This window comes from Agrobacterium rubi TR3 = NBRC 13261 (assembly GCF_000739935.1).
Classification (GTDB): Bacteria; Pseudomonadota; Alphaproteobacteria; order Rhizobiales; family Rhizobiaceae; genus Agrobacterium; species Agrobacterium rubi.
Map to the genome: position 1 here is coordinate 1 of NZ_BBJU01000039.1, position 20,638 is coordinate 20,638.

Annotated in this window: 17 protein-coding genes; 9 read left to right on the plus strand and 8 right to left on the minus strand. The window is 58.0% G+C overall.

The genetic code is table 11. The features are described 5' to 3' along the window. On the plus strand, window positions 1-741 hold a 741-nt coding region (locus tag RRU01S_RS24385), incomplete at its 5' end, for a hypothetical protein (protein WP_210165239.1). Between the two features lie 42 nt (window positions 742-783). Here the strand turns inward: RRU01S_RS24385 and RRU01S_RS24390 are convergent. Beyond that, a complete protein-coding gene (locus tag RRU01S_RS24390; protein WP_131367846.1) occupies window positions 784-2,103 on the minus strand; it encodes a hypothetical protein in 1,320 nt (439 codons plus the stop codon). A gap of 220 nt (window positions 2,104-2,323) precedes the next feature. Further along, window positions 2,324-2,512 (minus strand): hypothetical protein, encoded by a 189-nt coding sequence (locus tag RRU01S_RS26110; protein ID WP_131367848.1) that lies wholly within the window; start codon window positions 2,510-2,512, stop codon window positions 2,324-2,326. A 636-nt stretch (window positions 2,513-3,148) separates the two neighbouring features. Here RRU01S_RS26110 and RRU01S_RS24400 point away from each other — a divergent pair. Both RRU01S_RS24400 and RRU01S_RS24405 read left to right on the plus strand, forming a co-directional pair. After that, complete coding sequence (locus tag RRU01S_RS24400; RefSeq protein WP_045232849.1) at window positions 3,149-5,074, plus strand: DNA cytosine methyltransferase; 1,926 nt, start codon at window positions 3,149-3,151, stop codon at window positions 5,072-5,074. A gap of 111 nt (window positions 5,075-5,185) precedes the next feature. Continuing rightward, window positions 5,186-5,752 carry a nucleotidyltransferase domain-containing protein gene (locus tag RRU01S_RS24405; protein ID WP_045232838.1) on the plus strand — a complete coding sequence of 189 codons (567 nt, stop codon included), beginning with the start codon at window positions 5,186-5,188 and terminating at the stop codon, window positions 5,750-5,752. Here the strand turns inward: RRU01S_RS24405 and RRU01S_RS24410 are convergent. From RRU01S_RS24410 to RRU01S_RS24425, 4 genes are all read right to left on the minus strand, one after another. Then, a complete protein-coding gene (locus RRU01S_RS24410) occupies window positions 5,749-6,048 on the minus strand; it encodes a DUF6634 family protein (RefSeq protein ID WP_045232839.1) in 300 nt (99 codons plus the stop codon). The genes RRU01S_RS24405 and RRU01S_RS24410 overlap by 4 nt on opposite strands. Window positions 6,049-6,153: 105 nt before the next feature. After that, on the minus strand, window positions 6,154-8,022 hold the full coding sequence (locus RRU01S_RS24415; RefSeq protein WP_045232840.1) for an AAA family ATPase: 1,869 nt from the start codon (window positions 8,020-8,022) through the stop codon (window positions 6,154-6,156). 10 nt (window positions 8,023-8,032) lie between these two features. Next, window positions 8,033-8,635, minus strand: a complete 603-nt coding sequence (locus tag RRU01S_RS25670; protein WP_081880201.1) for a hypothetical protein — start codon at window positions 8,633-8,635, stop codon at window positions 8,033-8,035. Between the two features lie 171 nt (window positions 8,636-8,806). Beyond that, window positions 8,807-8,995 (minus strand): hypothetical protein, encoded by a 189-nt coding sequence (locus RRU01S_RS24425; RefSeq protein WP_045232842.1) that lies wholly within the window; start codon window positions 8,993-8,995, stop codon window positions 8,807-8,809. A gap of 134 nt (window positions 8,996-9,129) precedes the next feature. On the opposite strand from RRU01S_RS24425, the gene RRU01S_RS25140 reads away from it, so the two are divergent. The 6 genes from RRU01S_RS25140 (at window position 9,130) to RRU01S_RS24450 (ending at window position 16,537) form a co-directional block, all read left to right on the plus strand. After that, the gene (locus RRU01S_RS25140; protein WP_131367850.1) at window positions 9,130-9,711 is read left to right on the plus strand and encodes a type II toxin-antitoxin system VapC family toxin; all 582 of its coding nucleotides are present in this window, start codon (window positions 9,130-9,132) and stop codon (window positions 9,709-9,711) included. Between the two features lie 701 nt (window positions 9,712-10,412). Then, window positions 10,413-10,571 carry a hypothetical protein gene (locus RRU01S_RS26300; RefSeq protein WP_165572276.1) on the plus strand — a complete coding sequence of 53 codons (159 nt, stop codon included), beginning with the start codon at window positions 10,413-10,415 and terminating at the stop codon, window positions 10,569-10,571. Between the two features lie 136 nt (window positions 10,572-10,707). Further along, window positions 10,708-11,268: a hypothetical protein gene (locus tag RRU01S_RS24435; protein ID WP_131367851.1), complete on the plus strand. Its 561-nt coding sequence runs from the start codon at window positions 10,708-10,710 to the stop codon at window positions 11,266-11,268. Then, window positions 11,268-13,640 carry a TnsB C-terminal domain-containing protein gene (locus tag RRU01S_RS24440; protein WP_045232844.1) on the plus strand — a complete coding sequence of 791 codons (2,373 nt, stop codon included), beginning with the start codon at window positions 11,268-11,270 and terminating at the stop codon, window positions 13,638-13,640. Before RRU01S_RS24435 ends, RRU01S_RS24440 begins: the two co-directional genes overlap by 1 nt. Continuing rightward, window positions 13,637-14,707, plus strand: coding sequence for a TniB family NTP-binding protein (locus RRU01S_RS24445; RefSeq protein WP_045232845.1), 1,071 nt, complete (start codon window positions 13,637-13,639; stop codon window positions 14,705-14,707). Before RRU01S_RS24440 ends, RRU01S_RS24445 begins: the two co-directional genes overlap by 4 nt. A 9-nt stretch (window positions 14,708-14,716) precedes the next feature. Continuing rightward, entirely contained in the window at window positions 14,717-16,537 is a 1,821-nt protein-coding gene (locus RRU01S_RS24450; protein WP_045232846.1) for a TniQ family protein, read from the plus strand. Window positions 16,538-16,849: 312 nt separating this feature from the next. Here RRU01S_RS24450 and RRU01S_RS24455 read toward each other — a convergent pair whose 3' ends face one another. Then, entirely contained in the window at window positions 16,850-18,568 is a 1,719-nt protein-coding gene (locus RRU01S_RS24455; protein ID WP_045232847.1) for a hypothetical protein, read from the minus strand. After that, window positions 18,565-20,370 carry a hypothetical protein gene (locus RRU01S_RS24460; RefSeq protein WP_045232848.1) on the minus strand — a complete coding sequence of 602 codons (1,806 nt, stop codon included), beginning with the start codon at window positions 20,368-20,370 and terminating at the stop codon, window positions 18,565-18,567. Before RRU01S_RS24460 ends, RRU01S_RS24455 begins: the two co-directional genes overlap by 4 nt. Window positions 20,371-20,638 lie beyond the last annotated feature (268 nt).

The following is a 20,638-nucleotide window of genomic DNA, read 5'->3' on the forward strand; positions in this document are numbered from 1 at the left end:
CGCCGTTGTGATAGCTGTGCCGAACCATTGGTTCCAGCGCCCGGATATCGGGCAGATAGTCAGAGCAAGATGCAGGACACATATTCTCCAGCGCCAGATGAAATTGCGAGGATCAGGGAGGTGATTGCTCTCCTGCCAGCTTCGTGCCGACTGGTGGAATTGACCGATTCCCAGATCTTGGAGGCGAACAAGGAATTATCGGAGAACGCCTCCAGCGAATGGAAGCACCTTCCTGACGAAGTCGTAAAGCCGAGACGCGACGGCGTGCTTGGCATGATATTGGTGCGCAAGCGCCGACAGCTTGCCTACTCTCTCAAACTATCGAACCTCGCGCGCGATCCATTCCAGTCCATTCCACCCGTTCTGTTGAGCATCGCAGGAGGGAGCGTCCTTCCAGCCCTCGTCGCGGCACCTCCCGTGACCTTTCCCAGCTTCCTGCTTGCTATTGCGCTGTCATGGCTGCGGGTATTCGCACAACCCATCGGGTACGGCGAAGCAGCGCTCCTCCACTACATGAACCAAGTACAGGCCGTGAAAGGAACTGTGACACAGGACGACCTTGCCGCTGCCGGTAAGATCCTGGTGGAGGCCTATGGTTATGTGAAGGGGCAGAACGGCAACGAGATTGCCCACCTCGTGAACTCGCTGAGGGCATGGAAAGCCATTGAGGAATTTGACGGTGGATACCGCGTTACGGAAACCGTACCGTTTGGCCTGGGGCCGATCGAATATGTCAGATAGCGACTTTATGAACGCTGCGAATGCGCTTGGTCGCCATGTATGTCAGCGGCAGCCCGTCAGAAGATTCTGTGTGTAATCGTAGAGGCTATCATCCAGTCTGATCATCGTTTCAGGGTCGAACCGCGCGAAGTCAAAGGAGCTATCGGGCAAAGAGTAGATCGCTCCGTGCGCATCGAACATTGGCGGAATCACCCCAAGATAGGACTTCGCCTGAATTGGACCAAATGTTGAATTCCTCTTTCTGCCCATCGCGACACCAAGGCCGAGTTCGAGCATGTATTTTTCAGCGTCATCGATTGGGGTTTCCCAGCCGCCGGGCTTCTGCATTGCGATTACCTCGATCGCCCGCTCAAGAATTGGCTGTCGCCCGGGAAGCCCGCTTCGCTTCAGGGCGGCATCGATCCATGTCTCCCTGTCATTCCCGTCGCGCCATTGTTCGAGATTCGAACAGATGACCGCAAATGCAAATGCACGGTTCTCCCGATCCTTGAAGGATGGAAAGAGAGCTGACCAACGCGTCATCCTCTCAGGGAGCAAGATGTCTTTGAAATGGCCGTGGACCAGGTTGAGGCAGAGATGCGATATGGTGGCCGCAAGGTCGTAGGCCAACGCCGCGTCACTGATCCGGGCAAAGTGAGCCAGGAGATGGACGGGTCCCGAGTAAAGCGTAAGCGCGGGTTCATATAGTCTGGATCGGAGCCCGGCATAGATTTTACTGCCTACCTCTGTCCGCTCATCCTCCGGCACCTTTTCTAAAAGGATCGCTCGTATCGCGTCGTATTCGGACGCAACCGCGATCGTTTCGAGGAGAGCACCCACGGTCATAGGCTGTCGGATCAGGCGATCCCCGCTCTTGTTGTCGTGGAAACAGACGAACAGGATGGGCCTTGTCGGGTCCATCCGGCCATATGGGTCGAGTTCCTGACCTGCTGAAAATGATATCTGCCACGGATTTGCGACACTGTGCGCAGCGTGGGGTTCGGCCACTGTCTGATAGTATCTCGGAAAGGTCAGGCGACGGGTTTCGTCATGCAGTTCGACGAATGAAGCGAAGTCGCTTTCTTTTTCGGAATTGGCCGTGGTCGGCAGGAGCCTGAACCCCTGATATATGCGCTTCAGATACGAGCGGCCCCAGATCGTCCCCACGAGGTCGGCCCAGTGCGCCATCTCGTGACTGATGGTGGCCATGATTTCCACGACTTTCGCATGATCCCCGGCCATCAGGGCTTTCGGCAGGTCATCCTTCTCGTAAATATCCAAGGTTACCATCTGCGCCTGCGGCGAGAAGTGGGCCATCGCAACAGTGTTCGGAAACCTGTCCTCCCGCCGCCCAACCATCCACTTCCTAACAGCATCGGACACCAGCGCCACCCTCCCGCATTCAAGCCACTCCGATAATCGTCAAGTGACCTCGTGTCGAGAGCACGATGACGCGTCCTTTGAAATGCGATGCGCCCAAGCGGCCTCAGGAGGCCCCTTGAGCATCGAGGCCGGACGTCTATTATGTAAGAGCTCAGCGAATTTCGTACATCTGCGCGACGATGGCTCGAATAAAAGGTGTAGCATCGCAATCTCACTCAGATTACTCGTTGCCCGTCTCCTCACCACGAGGCGGCGGACATTTGGCGAGACAATCGAGGCCTTCGGCTTCAAGCCCCGCCAGGGTTCTCGCATCGTGATCTGCCACCGAGTTGCCCGCGAGAAGCTCAAGCGTCGTGGGAGCAATCGCGGCGATCCCGACGCGCGAGGCCATGGATGATGAGCCCGTCAACAAAGTATCCGGAAAGCAGTGGTCGCTTCACAGCCTGCGGAAATTCAGGGATAGGGCTTGAGATCAATGCCGCCCTTGCGCAGAGGGTTCGACTTCCTGACTTCGGCAACGATGGTATCGACCACGGCGCTTGCGGGCTTCTTCTTGCTGATGAGCCAATTTGCCGCGAAGCCCTCCGGCGCATGGACGTTCGACGATCAGACGACCGCCCTGTATGTCTCGTGCCCGAAGAACATCCACGCGCCGACTGTGGCCCGGTTCCTCCGGCCTCCGTGGGCTCTATGACGGCGAAATGCGGCGTGACGCCTCCCAGCGCGATGCTGAACTCCTGCTCGTAGTGCGCGACGAAGACTACAGCGCCCTTCTCCGCCAGAGGCCTCTGCAATCACTTTGCGTTCTCCGACGTATCAACGACGATGATGACGACACCTTCGAGCGGTACTGATGAATTTGCCAATTGATCCTGCCATGATGTCGGTACCGCCTTCGTATGGGGCAGACTGATTGCCGCCGGGTTAAGAATCCGATGCATCGCAATGAATTCACAGATCGATCGCATTTGAATCAATGTTTTTCCGGGCCCTTAGAGGATGTGCGATACGGGGCATGTGCTGGAACGAAACATTCGAGGGGCGCATGAACTTGCAGGCGGAAGCATTGTCGGCGGCGATGACGAGGATTGTCACGCTGCAGGCGCAGATGACGGATCGAGTCCTTCAGATGGCGGCTGAGATAGGAAAGCTGCAGGAGGTCGTCAGCGATCGCCAGGCTCGCGAGTTTCTCAGGGTTCGATGCAATCTGCCTTCTTCCGAACTCACAACTTACGTGAAATTCGCGAAGACCCTGAAAGGATCCGACGAGCTACTCAGAAAAGCCCGCGTCTCATTCCCGATCGTCAAGGCCCTTGTCGCAGCCGCGCCCGAGGCACGTGAGGAGATCCTCGAGCGTATGGAGATCGGTGCCAGAATCGATGGCAAGGAGATCACCGCGGTCAGCAAGCGCCTCCGGGAGGCGAAGCTGACACCGGGCCAGATCATGGCGGAACGTCAGGGCAAGCTCGCACGGTCAGCCGCGCGCAGATTGAGTGACAGGGATGCCGAGCGGTTCAAGTCCAGCCTGTACGACTTCGTCTCCGAAATCATAGACGAGAAGGATGCCGCTCGTATCTGCTCCGAAGAGGTCAGGTCAGTGGCGGAGGATCTGAGAGAGAGGTTCGAGTTCCTGTTTGGCGACGATCATCCCGCCCTCGAGGTCATCAGACCACGTTCGCCGACTTACGAAGTATCCTGCGCGCATCTTGCATTGGTGCATCTCGCTGATGGGACTTTGCCGACGGCCCCCGGAGTAGGTGCATGGGATCCTAGTCAGCGACATCCGTGGCTGCTTTCTCTGTACGCCCTCACAGGTCGCGCTCCGTCAGAGTATCCTAAGGAACTCTCCAGCCTGCGCGAGCTCCCTGCGGGACACCATCGCCCTACGGTCGTCGAACTGTTTGCCGGAGCGGGCGGTATGGCCGTCGGCCTTGAAAACGCTGGCTATGACCATGTCGCCCTCGTGGAGTTCGACACGCATGCGGCGGCGACTCTCAGGCTGAACCGACCACACTGGAACGTCATCAAGGACGACATCCGCTCCCTCGATTTCACCATTTACCGTCAGCTCGACATCGACCTTGTCAGTGGGGGCCCTCCATGTCAGCCGTACTCGATCGAGGGCAATGCTCTCGGTAAGGACGATCCGCGCGACATGTTCCCTGACTGCGTCCGCGTCGTCTCCGAAATCAGACCAAAGGCATTCATCTTCGAGAATGTTCTAGGGTTGCTGCATGCGAAGCACGCAGACCACGTCGCCGCCATCCTTCGACGCTTTAAGAAAATAGGATATCAGACTGATATCCATCGGATTTGCGCATCTGACTATGGGATCGCGCAGAGCAGAAGCCGTGTGCTGATCACCGGAATGCGCAACGATGTCGCGACGACATTCCGAATGCCACCGCGCTTCCCCGATCACCGTGCGAACATTGGCGACACGCTGCTGGACTTGATGTCGGTAAACGGATGGGATGCGCGGGAATGGGCCCGCGAGCGAAGGGAGTATCCAGTGGTCGACCGAACGGGGTCGGTCATCGCCATCGGCGCCCAGGCATCGACGATCGTGACGAGCCGCGGCAAACGGAGACGGAACGACGCGGCCATGCAGCGCGCAGCCGGGTTAGACTCGACAGGACTGCCGACATCCGCTCCCACCGCTGCGGAGGCGTCCGTAGAAGGCTTTCTGCCGTCCCTCACGCTTCCTATGCGAGCGCGGCTGCAGGACTTTCCCGATGGTTGGATCTTCGCGGGGGGACGGCAGGCTTCCGCACGGCAGATCGGAAACGCCGTGCCCCCAAGGATGGCATCTGCGCTCGGGCTCGCCTTCGCATCGGCGTTGACGGGAGTGTCCTGGGACTGGCAGGCAGTGCTGTGGCCCGAGAAGGTGCGGTCGGAGATACAGGCCCCTTCCTTGGCGCCAAACGACAAACTCCTTGCTAAATCATGCGGTGAACTGGAAAAGGCCTGACGAAGGTCGTCAGGCCTGCAACCACAATATCAGAACCGTAAGGCCTTTGGCCGTTGACGGCTCCATCATCACACCCAATATTGGCTCAATTGAACCAGTATTGGGTGTGATTTGTCGACCATTGATTTCATGCTTTCGACGCGACAGCAAAGGATGCTGAGCGCAGTTCTGCTCCATCCGGATGTGCATTACGGTTCGAACGAGCTGATTGCCATAGGAGGTTCCGGCAATGGGGCCGGAAGGCGGATACTCGATCAATTCGAAGCCTCCGGCGTAGTCGTGAAGCATGCTCGAGGCAACCAGCGCCTGTATTCAGCGAACCGAGATCATCCCGTCTTCCAGGAACTGCGCTCGATATGCGTCAAGACTTTCGGTATCGCGAAGCTGATCGCCGAGGAACTCGCTCCGTTCAGGGACCGCATTAGCCTGGCCTTCGTGTTCGGCTCGATAGCTCGCGGGTCCGAGCGGGCCGACAGCGACATAGATCTCATGGTGATCGGAGAAGTCGATCTATTCGAACTCGGCGAGCCTCTCGAACGCCTGCACAAAGCGCTCGGAAGAGAGATCGATCTCAACCTTCATAAGGAAAAGGAATGGGCGGACCTCCAAGGGGACCGGGTCATCGAATCCATCATGAAGAACGCGACGATCCCGGTGTTCAAGTATCAACCATTCTAGTTGAAACGCTGGACCGCCGGAATATCCAGCCGATACCACCTGCTCATCGTTCTTGCCACGCCCAGCTCAGTATCTATGAAATATACCTGGCTAGTCGTGATCTCACGCCCGGAACGAAGCTTCGGATGTCCGTCCACGATGCCGCTCAGCATTCCGACTGACATCGGCAGTATCCGGTGACCGAAAAGTACTGGCGCCTTTTCAATTTCCTGCACTGGCAAGAATCCCTCCTCAGCACTTCGTATATCCTCGACCAGACGCGCTAGGGCATCCGCTGATGCGTACTGTAGCTTCATGATATTCTCTCCATTCGCTGATAGTTCTCCAGATTCGGAGGGGTTCTCGCTGTCGGGTCCGGAGCCCGGGTCGACATCTCCACAGCGTGTACCTGAGCGCCGGTGTCACGCGGATGCAGGACGCTCCTCAGCGAGAATCCTGTTGATCTCATTTCCCTCGAGCACTTCGACCGGGAGCATGGCGCGCGCCACCATCTCCAAGCGGCTGCGGTTGCGCTCGATTATGGAGATTGATCGCTTCAACTCGCTGCGGAGGACGGTCTCCACCAAGCGCCTGATCTCTGGATCCGACATCCTCAGCTCGACCAGGTCGCTCGGCCTCACCGCGTCATGATAGGCAAGCGTCCCCATTCCCAGGCACCCGATCATGAAGGTCGCGAGATCCGTAGCGCGGTCGAGATCCGAGCCTCTGCCTCCCCCCGCAAGGTTGTAGGTCTTCGCCAGGCAGACCGTCTCTGCCGCCCTGCCCGCCATGAGCATCGCGATCTCATCTCGGTATGAGGCTTCCGATCGAAGACGTTCCGGAATTCTGCGCCACTGCACGTGCCCGAGACTGTCCCCACGGACTGGAAATTCGCGCGGGAGAACTATCGATACGACTGTCCCGTATTTATATTCCAGTCCGACGATGATATGCCCGGCTTCGTGGATCGCCGCCGCCCATCTCGCCTCCGGATCGATCCCGACGACGGGTGGTGACACCGCAAGGAGGTCCTGCGCTTCGACCTTCCTGCCGCCACGACGGGCCATCGTGCGGGCATCCCTTGCAAGCAGCGCGAGATCGGCACCGGAATATCCAGTGGTCGCCTTCGCAGCCGCAGCGATTGCCTCATCAGGAAGGTCGGCCCCCAGATGGAGCGAGATTATGCTCTTTCGGTCGTGATAGTCCGGAAGACCGACCGCTACATGCCGGTCCAGTCGCCCGGGTCTCCGTAGCGCGGCGTCTATTCTGTCGGGATTGTTCGTGGCTGCTATGACGACGACGCCCTCGCGGCCGCTCGAGCCATCGAGCACCTCCAGAAGGCCGTTCACCACCTGCACCCCGTAACTCGCGTTGTCGCCGGAGAACTGCGATCTGTCGCCGACTGCGTCGAACTCGTCGATGAAGAGTATCGTGGGCGCGTTTTCCGATGCCTCGCGGAACGTCTTGTGCATGGCCTTGAGGTAGTTTCCCAGATGCCCGGCTGCCTGCCACTGGGCGGCGGAGGTCTCGATGAAACGAGCGCCGCACGTCTGGGCTACCGCCGCCGCGAACATCGTCTTCCCGGTCCCCGGCGGCCCGCTTATGAGAAGGCCTCTGTCCACATCGGACCACCGAATGCTGCCTGCCCTCCAGTCACGCAGATCGATAGCTAGATTGAGCGCCCATTCCTTCGCGTCGCCGAACCCCGGCAGATCCTCGACGCCGAGCTCGCTTACCTCGCGCTTTGGTTTGTCATTGCGTAGTGTCTCGAGTCGTCTAAGCACGGTCGCGACGGAGCGTCCTTTCCTGAGGGCCGCGAACAACAGGTCAGGCGGATGATCAAGAAGGGCTGCTGCTTCTTCATTGGATATGCGCGTGGCCTGGGTCGACCAGAGGGCGGCGGCCAGATGTGCGGGACGAATCTCCCCAACGTGAACGATGCGATCCATCGCGATCTCGATGTGCGGCGGAACAATCGCATCCTCGGGGATCAGCAGCACGACCGCGGCCTTCCCCTCGAGCGTCTCGGCCGCACGCGCCCAGAAGTGCTCGGCCTTCCGATCTTCCTCGATGAGTATGGCTGTATAGATGGCCGCGAGATTGCTTGTCTTGAGAACTGACCGGACAGCGTCCTTGTATGGCTGGGCTCTAGCATCTCTTGGAAGAACGAGGCCTACGGTCGCATCCCTGCGCAGGAATACCCCGCCCTTCCTAAGGGCCGCCTTGACCGCGTACGCGCATGCCCTGACTTCGAGCGTCGCTTCACGTTCCGAAAACTGTCTTCTGTCCATGGTCGTCTCCTCAAAGCCCGATACGACGGACGACCGTCTCGGGGCCGATCAGCGCCTCGTCGAGATCAACGAAAACCATTCGCTGCAGAACAAGAGAGGCAAGGCCAGCTATCGGAGTGACCTCCCTGAAGAGCGCCAGTCCGTCGGCGATGGTGAAGGATCCGATCTCGTCGAGCGTGGCCATGATCCTTATCCGGTCGCCGAGCGGGCATCTGTAATTCCCATACCTGAGCAGATCGCGGGCGTTGCGAAGCCGCCATCCCTGCTCGCGCCGCTCGCGGGTGACGAATTCATAGGCGCACCCAGCCGTTTGGGCCGCTTCCGCAACCCAGGATTCGGCACCGTCACTCGCATCGAGCAGACATGAAAGGCCGGAAGTATTGTAGATGCGGAAGTCGGGCGTGTGCCTTAGATCTCCCGAGCACAATTCAAGGGGAACGCATTCCCAGGCTTCGACCTCGAGATCGAGGTCGAGAAGGCATGCCAGATCCCTGGCCCCTCTTGATCTGAAGAACGCTGGCCCGATGCAGTTGATCGTCGCTCTCGGGGGAAATGAAACGTTTGTCGCCGACGGCACGCTGCTGCCGCGGCTGGAGGAGTTCTCGATACACATGACTGAATCCATAAACGAGCGATGACTGCCGCGGATGCGGCGGTTCAATCAGCTTCGTTGAGGTTGTCGGTGATCAAGTTTCATGCCGGAACATTTAGAGAACGAAATTCGCGGCGTCAACCGGTATCTTCATACCGGTCACATTTCGTAGACTTGAGGCAACCTTCCCGCCTACCGCGCGTCAGGTCCGCCCCGTGCGAGAAACTTCCCAGCTCCTCCCGAACCGCCCGCCTGGAATGAGATCGTGAAGGTACCATCCACGTCCTTCACCAACTGCGTGCCCTGAGACTTCGCAGCTTCAAGAAGCTCGCCGATCAGGGATTCGGCTTCTTCCCGGGTCCATCTGTTTAAACGTGTCATCGAACCTCGCAACCATGATTCATGGTCTCCAATCCTTACCCGATTTCCGAAATCCACGGCAACGGTAATCTTTTGATAAGGATGTTCCGGAACGATTGCGGACCGAAATGATCGTTTCGCCAGGGGGCCACAGCATGCAATCGAAATACTTGCTGCTCGATACCAGTGTTCTGAGCGAGGCACGAAGACGTGAGCCGATCGAGAAAGTGACCGAATTTCTTCGCTCTCTTCCTGATGAAGCGATCGCGATCCCGTTGATCGCCGTGTTCGAACTGGAACGTGGGGCGCAAAGCCTCATGATGAAGGACAGTGCCCGAGGCAGGCTCTATCTCGACTGGCTCTCGGAACTGGTCAAAAAAGACATCTACTTTCCCCCGATGACGGTTGATGTATATCGGCTGATCGCGAGAATGGCAGCCGTTCCAGCATTCTATAGCTACTGGCGCAATAGTGGTCCGTCGAAGAGACTGAGGTTCGGCTGCGACCCTGCGATTGCGGCCGTCAGTATCGTGCACGGGATCCCGATAGTGAGCCTAGATACGAATGACTTCCTAAGGATCCACCACTTCTTCCCACTGCCGGGTCTCTACGATCCTGTCAGAGACATTTGGCGCGTGCCCGGCGGAAATCAAGCGGAACTGCGGTCCGGGTCAAGGCACACCGAGAACGTGCTCTTTAAAGACGAGCTTCAGACAGCCGCCATTGCCTGCCGCTGACGTGGCCGCTTTTCGGATCCGCAGTCTGGAACGCGGCAGACTCTAAGCAGCGACAAAGTTTTCAGTTGGTTTTTTCGGTTCATTAACATTTCGTTAAGCTTAAATTTTGCGTTCCCGGCAGAAATTCTTGTTCGACTGCCTCGATACCAGGCTTCAAGACAGTTTATATTATTGACTGTCAGGTCTCGATATGAATATCTGGCGTCGGTAGAAGCGACATCTTGTCTTCCCACGAACAAGGACCGCGCGACATGCGATCAGTCGAACCGACATTGCTGGGCCTAAAGGGCCGACAATCAGCCTGAGGCTATCGGTGCGTCTCCGGTGATCCTGATGATCCCGGTTTTCTGAAAATCGCTGAGTACGAGAATCTCATGTTCTTCCGTGTCCCCCGTCTGCCCTCCCTGACTGCCTGCGTGAACGCCCGACAATGACGACCGGGGCGACCGCTTCGAGACTGCTGGTAATTCCGTCGCCAGCGATCCTGAGCCGGGCCGCGCTGTCGTAAGCGGTCTCGACAAGAGGCTGCCTGGCCGATCGTGAAGATCGGCTCGTGACAGTCATCCCCTTCCCCTCTGGTCGGCTCATCGAGCCGAAGATTGCGGCAGGCTCCATCCCCCCGCGATCGACTGCAAAGAAACGGTCCGCCGAGAGGCGGCCCACGTGCGTCTCACGAACCAGTCAAGAAGAAGGGAAACGGCATGATCCAGGTTCTCAACCAGATCGAGGCTCTCTACTTTGCCCGCCAGGGATATCTGCCCTGGGCGCGACCTTACGAACGCAAAACCTATATTGCGCAGCCGGACGAGTGCTACCGCGGCGGCATCAGGGCGGGCGCCGTCGGAGGCTTGCAAGGGTGAGGAGAATGCCCTCGCCTACGAAGGCCTCCCCTTCTTCTACGAGATGGCCCCTTCCCCGGCTGCCCGAAAGGTCACGCTCAAGACCAATGCGTCTTGCCGGATCGTCATGTGTGCACCCGGCACAAACGAATACCTCGTGTTCGAGAGTCAGTTCGAAGCCGACTGCGCCCGGGTTTTCTGGGCAATGCCCAATGTCAGGTCGGTCCAGGCCCAGTACGGGCCAGTCAAGTACACCGACGAATGTGGCGTCACGCGTGAACACTACGCGGATCTCCGGGTTGAGTTCATGAACGGCTGGGTCGCCCTTTACTGTGTACGCCCTATCGAGAAGGACAGGCGCGGCAAGCTCAGGGCGGCCGTTGAAGACATCCGTAACCATGAGCTCAGGTATCACGCGGACCGCATCGAAATCCTCACGGAGAAGGCGGTGACTAAAGCCGATATTTACCGTGCACGTGAAATCCTTGCCGCTCGGCGCCTCAAGAACTCTCCAGACTGCGTCCGTCTCCTCGAAAAACTCCGTGCGAAGGACAAGCCGGTCCGCGCGTTCGAGCTTCTCGACGAATTCGGATCGCAGGGGAGCGGGATGATTGCGCTGTGGAACCTGATGGGGGATAAATTGGTAGATCATGTAGCTAGTGACGCGTCTCTTACGTTCACGCCCGTATCCTTCGTACGTGCGCGGAGGCCGAACTGATGACGCAGACCGAGAGCTTTACGACCGCGAGGCTGACGATGGCCGACCGCGTCGAGATGAATGGAGCAGCCTTCCGTGTCCGGCTCTCGAGGAACGGCCTGGGCGTCGTCCTCACCGAGATCGGCGGGCTCGGCGCTGTTGACTATCTCAAGCACTCCGAAGTGTCGAAATTCATCCGCTGCCGGGCCATGGTCGTCCGGCGGAACTTCTACTCGGAAGAGGAGGCGATCAGGCGCCGGAAGAAGCAGCTCGATCCGGACATCATCCCAAGGCACATCATGTACCGGGCGAGGATGCTCACGAAGTTTCTGGAAGAGGAGGCGCAGGGTCGCAGGGTCCGGTCCGACGACAGCATCCTCGAATTCTACGAAGACTATTCGGATTCCTATGACGCGCAGCTCCCATCGCCTCGGGGCGGGCAGAAGAAGGTGCAGGTGGAGACACATCACCCAGGCACGCCACGAAACTTCATGCGTCTTCTGAACCGCTTCGAGGAAGGTGGTCGGAGCGCCTTCTGCCTGATGTACGGCGGCGACCCGAGCGAAGCCTCCCCTCCCCGGAGACGCCTGCCTGATCGGACAAACCAGTTCTTGGATGCAGAGGCACGCAAGCTCGCCTCTGCGAAGAAGCCGGAAATTGCTTTACACTGGCAACTGATGAAGCAGGATAACGACGCCCGTCCGGATCCCGTCGAGCTCCCCGAGAGCATCCGCACCTTCTATCGCCGCGTCGCCGAACAGAAACGGATGCTGATCGATCTCGGACGCGACGGGACGGAAGCCACGCGCGACAAATACGAACTCTCCAAGACCGCGCAGCGGAAGTTCCGTCCGCTCGAGCGCATCGAGATGGACGAGGACAAGTTGGACATCGTCGCGATGCTCAAGGGGACGCGCCTCTGGAACGTGATCGCTCCCGAGGTGCAGGAGCAGATCGTGCTGCAGCGCTTCTGGGCTTCGGTAGCGATCGACTGCGGCACGAGATCGATCTTGGCGCTGCGCCTCCTGGACTCCGATCCCAAGGGCCGATCAGCCGTGGAGACGCTCCACATGGCCGTCATGCCCAAGGATGAATACGCAGCGGCTGCCGGCGCCCAGTCGACATGGATTCAGCACGGCATACCAGAGGAGGTGGCGACCGACCACGGAGCCGCCTATCTCGACGACGAATTCCACGAATGTGTGGTGGCGCTCTGCGGCAGCCATCTCATGCCTCCCACTGGCACGCCTCGGCTGCGAGGGCGGATCGAGCGATTCTTCAAGACGGGAAAGCGCTGGCTTCGCCTGTTCAGCGGCCAGACCTTCTCCAACCCGATCGTCCGTGGAGCGTATAATGCGGAGGCGAACGCTTCCATGGATTTCGAGGAACTGGCCAGTTGCCTCGTCCGCCTGATCGTAGACGCGTACCACCTTACCAAGCATCGCGGACTCGGGAACCAGAAGCCGATAGACGCATGGGCACAGATGACGCGCGACAGGCCAGTCAACGTTCTGGCGGATCCCGTCCTAGAAGGCATGATCTTCGGGTTCAGAGCCGGGAAGCGTTCCATAAGCCGGTCCGGCATCGTCTGCCTCGGCGTGCCCTACTGGGACGCCCAGCTTCAGGTGATCATCGCTCACTACGAGAAAGCCGAGGTGCTGATCAGGGTCAATCCCTACGATCTCGGAACCCTTGGTTTCCGCATGATTGGCGACGACCGCGTCTACTGGGTGAAGGCGGCGGTACCCGGCTTCGACGGCGTCTCCGCGACAGAGTGGGCCGCGATCAAGCGGAGATTGGACGAAACCTACTCGCAGCATGACATAGAGGACGAGAAGGTGATCGCCAAGGCGTTCAAAGACGTGATGTCGGTTGCGAAGGTCTCGGAGGACAAGCACAGCGTCGCCTCCCACGTCGTGACCAAGGAAGATTACGAGCGTTTCGAGCGCGACCTCTTCAATGGCTACGTCGCCGGTGGCAGGACCACCCCCGACTACGCAACCTATGCGGACGCCTTGCTTATAGAAAATCTCCCGGACGAGACGGCCGAGGACATCGGGAGTCACTTCGAGGACGACGACGAGATCGCCCCACCTTCTCATGCGGAAGACGAACGCGGCAGCATCCTGGCCGCCCCTGAAGGTAACTTCGATCCTGAAAGGTTCGCGCGGCTCAGGGATGAGAACGGCATCGCACATCCGCGAACGGTCCCTGCACCGGACAAGGACAAGAAGCCGCGGAAGTCGAAGAAGAAGGAGGAATCGTACCGACCGACGACGATTTCGGACCTGATTCGTGGCGCGCCAGCATCGGCCCGGGAGGAGAAGCCCAAAGGGCGCCTCGCCGGAAGACCTCCAACATTCAAGTCGGACTGGAGCAACGAAGACGAATGAGCAAGACACCTCCACTGAGCCAGAAACCGGGCTTCCGCCGCGCTGACGACCCCAATGTCCAGCTCGTCGCCACCGCCGTTGCCAGAGGTCTCGACGACAAGGGCCTTCGGATCATGGACACGATGAAGAAGGTCAAGTCGGTCTACGTTCCCACCCGGAACGACAAGCTGGCGGACGTTCCGTTCGAGCGGATCAAGCGGGCGGCATCGGGCCTGGATCCCGAGTGTTTTGCGGTCACGCTCTTCGCCGAAGCCGGAGTTGGCAAGTCCGCGCTGATCGAGCAGCGCCTCAAGGACGAAATCTCGTTCCAGCCAGTGCCAGATGGCTACGGCAACTTCCTGTATCCAGTGCTTTATGTGAAAGCCCCCTCCAAGGCTTCCACGACCGACCTTGGCGAGCAGATGCTCGACGACATGGGCTATCCGATCTCGCGGACGAAGAAAGAGAGCGCGATAGTCAGGGACGTGGGCAACCATTTGAGGCGAAGGGGCACCCGTGTCGTGATCATCGACGAATTTCAGCACGTGCTCGACGCACCCAAAATGAAGGGGCCGAGCCATGTGGCGGACTCGATCAAGAACCTGCTGCAGAACCCGAGGTGGCCCATCATGATCGTCCTCGTCGGCCTACCGGAAATCAAGGAGGTCGTGCTGCGGGACCCCAAGGACCAGATGCTTCGGCGCGTGGACGATTTCGGTCTCCTTGAGCTGTCGCTTGATCAGGATGGAGAGATGATCGCCGGGATCGTCATCGAACTGGTTGAGAAGCGTGCAGGACTGCGAATGTCTCCGGACGTGATTCCCGACTTCATCGAGCGCCTGATGTTCGGAGCCCACTTCCGTTTCGGAATGGTCATGAAGACCATCTACCACACAATCGAGGATGCGCTTGAACACGATGAAACCGTTGTCAGCGCCCACAACTGGGAAGAAGGATACCGACGTCTGGTCAACGGAGACTACGATCTCGCAACCAACGTGATGGCATCGGATGAGTGGAGGACGATCTCGCGGCCGATAAATCGTCAGGGAAAGTTCGGCCCATCATCCAGAAAATCGAAAAAGTAGAGGGCATCGATGTACCACGTACCCTTGTTCGACGACGAAAGCCTGACGAGCTACTGCGCTAGGCTGGCCGCGGCCAACGTGACGACTGCCACCGATCTCTGCAGCGACATGGGGTTTAGTTTCCTGCAAGTGGTCGCGGGAAAGATGAGCGCGATTGAAAATCTCTCGCGCCTTGGCGGCGTCCCGACGGAAAAGTTGCTGATCGCCAGGATCGTGACCGTTGGCGATAGAGCAATACTCTCTGGTGAGACATTGTCTAGGAAGGACTACGCACGAACGAGACTACGGATATGTCCCGACTGCCTGAGGGATGACGATCTCGCAACCGAACGAATGCCCGGTACCCGTCGATACGGTCGGCGCACCTGGCCCCTTCGCTTCCTGCGGACGTGTCCCAAACATCATCGTGCGTTGGCCGATCTAGGCAGCGTGCCTCTGCACTCGCCTCGCTGCCACGATTTCATCGAATGCATGGAGGCGATGTACGACGAGTTTGCAGTCGCCACCTTCGAGGCAGTTTCCGAGCGCCGCTTGTCTGCATTCGAGGAGTTCATTGTACGCCGCCTCGATGGCGTGAGGCAGGACGGTGTCTTCTTGGATAACATGCCTCTCGGCTTGGCGGGGCAGGTCTGTGAACTCATCGGCACCGCGGCGCTCTTTGGTGCGAAGGCCGGGGAAACGCAGATGAACGATGAAATGCTCTGGGCTGCCGGTCGGCAAGGCTACGAGTACCTCTCCACTGAGATGCCCGGGCTTCGATCATTCCTCGACCACATGCACAGATCGAGCCCCGCGGTTCGGTCTGACGCAGGAGGAGGCACGCTCTACGGCACCTTTTACAAGAACCTGTCCCGTCGCGACGAACCCGAGTTGGATCTTCTGAAGAAGGAAATCCACCGTTACGCATTCGCGACCCTGCCCCTCAGCGGCGAGGCCGACGTGTTCGGGAAACCGCGTGTCACTAGATACCTTTCGGAAAAACAGCTTCAAGATGTGTATGGAATTAGGCCAGGTCACATGCGAAAGCTGGCCGTAGCTGCCGGTTTGCTGGATCCAGCAATGATCAAATCGGGGGCGATGCCGCTAGAAGTAGCCAAGAGCATCGGCGCCTCACTGGCGGATTCAGTTCTACCCGCGGAGGCCGCGGACATACTGGGTCTACGGTACCCGACGTTCAAGGCATTGCGCCGCGACGGCATGTTCGCTCCGATATCCTCTTCCGGCAACGGTGTGGCGATGTACGAGCGTTTCTCACGCCAAGAGATATCACAATTCATCGAAGACATCGCCAAGAGCGCCACGCAGCCTGTCCGAGCGGGTCATGAAACCATTCTAGCCACCGCGAAGAAGACGCGTGCCAAGCTGATAGAGATTATTGGCCTGCTGCGACAAGGGCTATTGTGCGACGTGGCGTTTGACCCAGCGAAAAAAGGCCTCTCGGGTATCCTTATAAATCCCGAAGAGGCCCACGCGGCGCTGGTCCCTCAAAGGGGCGACCGCCTGACATTGGCAGAGATGAGGACGAGGCTGAAGACTTCAAACGAAGCGATACTCGGCCTGGTGAACGCGGGACACCTCGACTCATATGTTGAACGACATCCAATGAGCAACGTTTTAGCGAGCTTCATCAACAAGGCGGATGCGGAGACCTTCGAGAGCACCTACGTATCGTTCATCAATGCCGAGAGAGAGTATGCGATCACTCGCACGAAGCTGAGGGCCGCCATTCACGCTTCGCAGCTCGAACCAGCGTTTCCGCTGAGCGAGGTGCCGGTGTCTTTCTATGTCCGTAAGGATCTGGTGGCGGCGCTAGAGACGCTACCAGATTAAACCCTTCGCCGGACACCCCGCACACGAGCTGCCAGCCGGATCGATGGAGTTTCTCAGAGAAGCGAGCCCGCGACGATAAGGCTGCATTCGTCGCGCTCCAAGAGGAGCACGACCGCCGAAACATGATCTGCCTATGATCATCTACGATCGAACACGGGAGAAACGCTTCGTGCGGAAAATCAAGATCGGCGGCTAGAGCGGCGATCCCGGGCCGCCTTCATCAAACACAGATAACGGTGTAGGGCTTACCCAGGCCGACCGCTTGTCGTGATCACCTCGCCGGACGGGATTGCGGGAGAAATGCACGTCGACCTAAGTGATGTCCGCTAGTTCGCCGACTGGCTGGATTGGCCAAAAATGTAACGGCACCGGCAATCGATAAAGCTGCGAGCACAAAAGGATGACGGGCCATGCGCCATATCGAATGGCCGAGAGTTCTACGAAGTCGACAGAGACTTCAATTTCGCTAGAAATCTGTTCCAGCAGACTTTCCATGCCGGACGCAATCCGGATCTCGGCAACTGTTGCCCCGTGGATTTCAGTGTTTCTATAGATATGCAACTCGGACGATTCATCTGGCATCCAAAGCTGCCATGTAGAGTGGCTCATATGTTTAGAATGAAAATCTCCGAGCCCGCGCACGCCATCGACGTCGCCCAGAATGGCGAGCCAGATCGCCAGGGTCGGAAAAAGAATGCTGCCGGCAGTGACTTCCTCACGATATCCATCGGCCCGTTTCGGATGTGCGGCGAGATCCGGGTAGTCACGCAATGTGCACGAATAATCTCCATTGGTACGATAACTGAAGACGGAAGAACGCGAAACTTCACCCAACCAGCCTGCAAGGTAGCCGGAGGCGCCGCCCTGATGCAGGAACAGTGCCGCGAGCATGACTTCGATAGCATGATCGTCGCGGATTGGTGTCGTGAGAGCAATGTTATTGTCGATCATATCTGCAACCACTTCCAAGGTTGCCATTATCTCGAGGTCTAGTTGATCGATCGCTGCGCGAGGCACTTCGTGCTTCGTGGTTAGCAATAGCTGCCTCGTATACGCCAACCAGAGGCCGTGCATGGAAACGCGGCCGAGCGCCTCGAATAATTTCAGATTGACGTCTACGCTGGCCCAGGACTTCACCGACACACCGAGGCCGTTCTCGGTCTTGCTGTATGGTACGACATGCATTTGAACGTACGCGGCGGCGACGGTACGGAAGAGCGCAACCATGTTGTTAACCAAGACTCCGAGTTCCTCCCCCTCGCCTTTGGCACCTAGGCGCTCTCGGCTCAGGTCCCACATCCACAGAAGGGTCGTGGCACTCGTTTGATAAGCGGCGTCCAGATTGCCAACGTCACGGCACCAAACGAAGACGGTCCAGGCTGCCAAGTACATCTGCCGGGCAACACGTATCCGATCGCCTCGCTTGCCTTTGCAGGATTCGAAAAGCTGAAACAGAAGCGCATAGTAGTGTGTCACGCATATCTCGGGCTCGTCCACGAAAGCCAGCGACTTCCGGAAGGCGGACTGCATGTTCCTAGGAAAGAAATTCTCTCTCATCAGTCCGGCGAGAACGAGTTCGGCGATATGATCGCCGTTCCACTCTTCGAACTCGATTTTTCCCTTTTCCGTGTGCTTCTTGGTGAAGCCAGTAACCTGTGCGCGAACATTCTCCTGAACATTTCCCCCAAAGCACATCGCGATGACGATCGGCAAAGCCTGAAACTGGAGGGCGACATGGTTCGGTACGTACACGTCGAGGATCTCCTCCAGCGAGCTACGCAGGCTCTGAACGCCCTCTCCCCACTGAGCGCGCGTCAGATTCCCCGACTTGATGGAAAGTAGGAAAAGGGATTTCAGTCCCGTACGGGGATTGGTGCCGACGGCTGCGGCATCGACACCGTATTGCGTGGTACCTCGCATGGGGCGGGAAATGACGTTGAATCCCAGTGAGCTTAGTACATCGGGAAGGATGACATCGAGTTCTTCCCGCTCCCTCAACGCCGCAAGATACTGTGTAAGAAGCAGCTTCAACTTGGGCGCCTCTCGTTTCTGAAGTTGCAAAGGAGATGATTGAGGCGAGTTGGATGCAGAATGTCCATCTGCGGATTGGCGGTTTTGATACTATGGGAAGTGAATGGTACTGCCTTCCGGACAGGTTTCTCCCCAGACCCGGCGTAGGTGTATGTAATCGACGCTCTGCCGTAGAGTATCGTGCTCACCGTCAGAATTGAGGCGAAGATCGACTTCTCTCGGCTACTTTTGGCGATTTCCCGGTGTTGCTCGGCCCTGATCTCAGACTGCACACGGCGCTCGCTCGTAGAAGGCTCCAAGGCTCGATTTCGGGGGAGCTTCTCCAGAGCGCTCTGATAATCTTTGACACGCTCCCGCATCCTACCGATCGAGGTATCAAGTCCTTCCCAAGGGTGATTCACCAAAATCTGGTCAAACAGCGTCAGATCGTCAGGATAGTTCCGTAGCCAGAAATCATTGATCGCCTCTTCAAGCGCCGCGCGGCTGGTTCCTCGCAAGCGCGCCAGGCAAGCGCTCAGGAGTGACACCGCCGGACCGTGCATATAGCTCATGTACCCAAAGACCTTTCGGCATAGATAGGACACCTCGTCGTCGTTGAGTGCGAATTGGCCTAGATCGAGGTCGTAGATCGACCGGTCCAAAGGCGGGAAGAGGCTGTGCATTTCCGAGCAGACAAGGAAGTCGCCATCAAGGAGCCAGTTGATCGCGAACCATCCGATGGAGCGATGACCGCTTTCACGGATGCGATGGATCGCCGAATCGAACATCTTGAGCGAAGGAGCATCATCCCCTTGTTTTATGATCGAGGTGAGTAAATCGTAGAACAGATCGCGGTCAGCATTCGGATCCATACGGTATAATACCGAGTCGACTAGGTTCAGCGTGTGGGGATCGTCCCGGCCTATGCCTTTCATCAGTTCGAACACACGAGCTTGCAGTTTCTCCGGCAGCGAGTTTCTGTTGCTGGAAAAGGCGAACACGAATTCATGCACAACCTCGGCGGAGGGATGCACCACGGCCTCCTCAAGTGCGCGTACGAGATCGGCCGATCGATGGTTAGAGGCGCCGAGCATATAAAGGGCGGACCGGATCGCAATTATTTGGCTCTCTGCATCAAGCTTTTTGATCAAGAAAGTCAACATTGCCGCCGCTTGGTGCTGGGTTTCGGCCGTGCCTTCTCCGAATCCGTTAAGCGAGTAGATCGCCTGGCGCGTGACCCATGATCTTCCATCGTCGCAGAGATCGCATGCCTTATTCAGAGCGGCCTGTGGATCGATCTCGCGCCATCCTCCGATGAACATGCCAAGAAACGGGCTCTCGCCTGTCCCCTCTACGATCGTTCTTACGGCGTCGCTTGCCCGCTCCGGCCTCTTACGCATCCACTGTTCCGCCCCAAGCCGTACCGTGTGCTCGCCCGCTCCCGCTACGGCAGAATGCATCCTTTCAAGGAGTGGCACGATAATGCTCGCGGACGCGTCAGTAGCAGCGAGGAACCCTTTGAACAGATCCGTTGCTCTGTGACGCAATGAAAAATCGAGCTCACTCCACGACTGTGCGTCGATGTGCGCGACAACGTCCACTTCGCCGTTGTCCTGAAGCTTGGCAAGAACTTCTCCCGCCATTTCTATGACATCAAGCTGCTGCTTGGACAGGAAAGCGAGGATTTCTCCGTCAACAACTGCGGCTTTCAGCTCAGCTTTCGACGGAACCTGTCGCAATTTGCCGTCCTTTCGAATCAATTCCTGCCTGAAAAATAAGTGCCCGATGGAGGATCGTCGAATCTTTCTTTTCGCTCTCTTCATGTGCGAGGTGTACCGATGACGAGTCCCTAGTCGTCATCGGCGGGTTGCGGTTTGACTGACGCCAGAAGGCATTCCTCGCAAACGTTCCGATACCTAGTCGCCTGCATGTCCTGCCCGCTTACATCGTGGATCTTTGAAGCGTGCCGAAAGTCCAATTGGCGGGAAATCAGCACGATAACGCTCTGACACAGCACTAGCCTTCTGCGACCGACTTAGCGGCAATCGGACTGCTGTTTTTCTTATATTTTCTTGGTTAACACGCGACAAA

Bases quoted from the DNA above. Each gene is read 5' to 3' on its own strand.
- RRU01S_RS24445 (WP_045232845.1), top strand. From the start codon at position 13,637: ATGAGCAAGACACCTCCACTGAGCCAGAAACCGGGCTTCCGCCGCGCT.
- RRU01S_RS24450 (WP_045232846.1), top strand. From the start codon at position 14,717: ATGTACCACGTACCCTTGTTCGACGACGAAAGCCTGACGAGCTACTGC.
- RRU01S_RS25140 (WP_131367850.1), top strand. From the start codon at position 9,130: ATGCAATCGAAATACTTGCTGCTCGATACCAGTGTTCTGAGCGAGGCA.
- RRU01S_RS24415 (WP_045232840.1), bottom strand. From the start codon at position 8,022: ATGGACAGAAGACAGTTTTCGGAACGTGAAGCGACGCTCGAAGTCAGG.
- RRU01S_RS24440 (WP_045232844.1), top strand. From the start codon at position 11,268: ATGACGCAGACCGAGAGCTTTACGACCGCGAGGCTGACGATGGCCGAC.
- RRU01S_RS24400 (WP_045232849.1), top strand. From the start codon at position 3,149: ATGAACTTGCAGGCGGAAGCATTGTCGGCGGCGATGACGAGGATTGTC.
- RRU01S_RS25670 (WP_081880201.1), bottom strand. From the start codon at position 8,635: ATGTGTATCGAGAACTCCTCCAGCCGCGGCAGCAGCGTGCCGTCGGCG.
- RRU01S_RS24460 (WP_045232848.1), bottom strand. From the start codon at position 20,370: ATGAAGAGAGCGAAAAGAAAGATTCGACGATCCTCCATCGGGCACTTA.
- RRU01S_RS24410 (WP_045232839.1), bottom strand. From the start codon at position 6,048: ATGAAGCTACAGTACGCATCAGCGGATGCCCTAGCGCGTCTGGTCGAG.
- RRU01S_RS24425 (WP_045232842.1), bottom strand. From the start codon at position 8,995: ATGACACGTTTAAACAGATGGACCCGGGAAGAAGCCGAATCCCTGATC.
- RRU01S_RS26300 (WP_165572276.1), top strand. From the start codon at position 10,413: ATGATCCAGGTTCTCAACCAGATCGAGGCTCTCTACTTTGCCCGCCAG.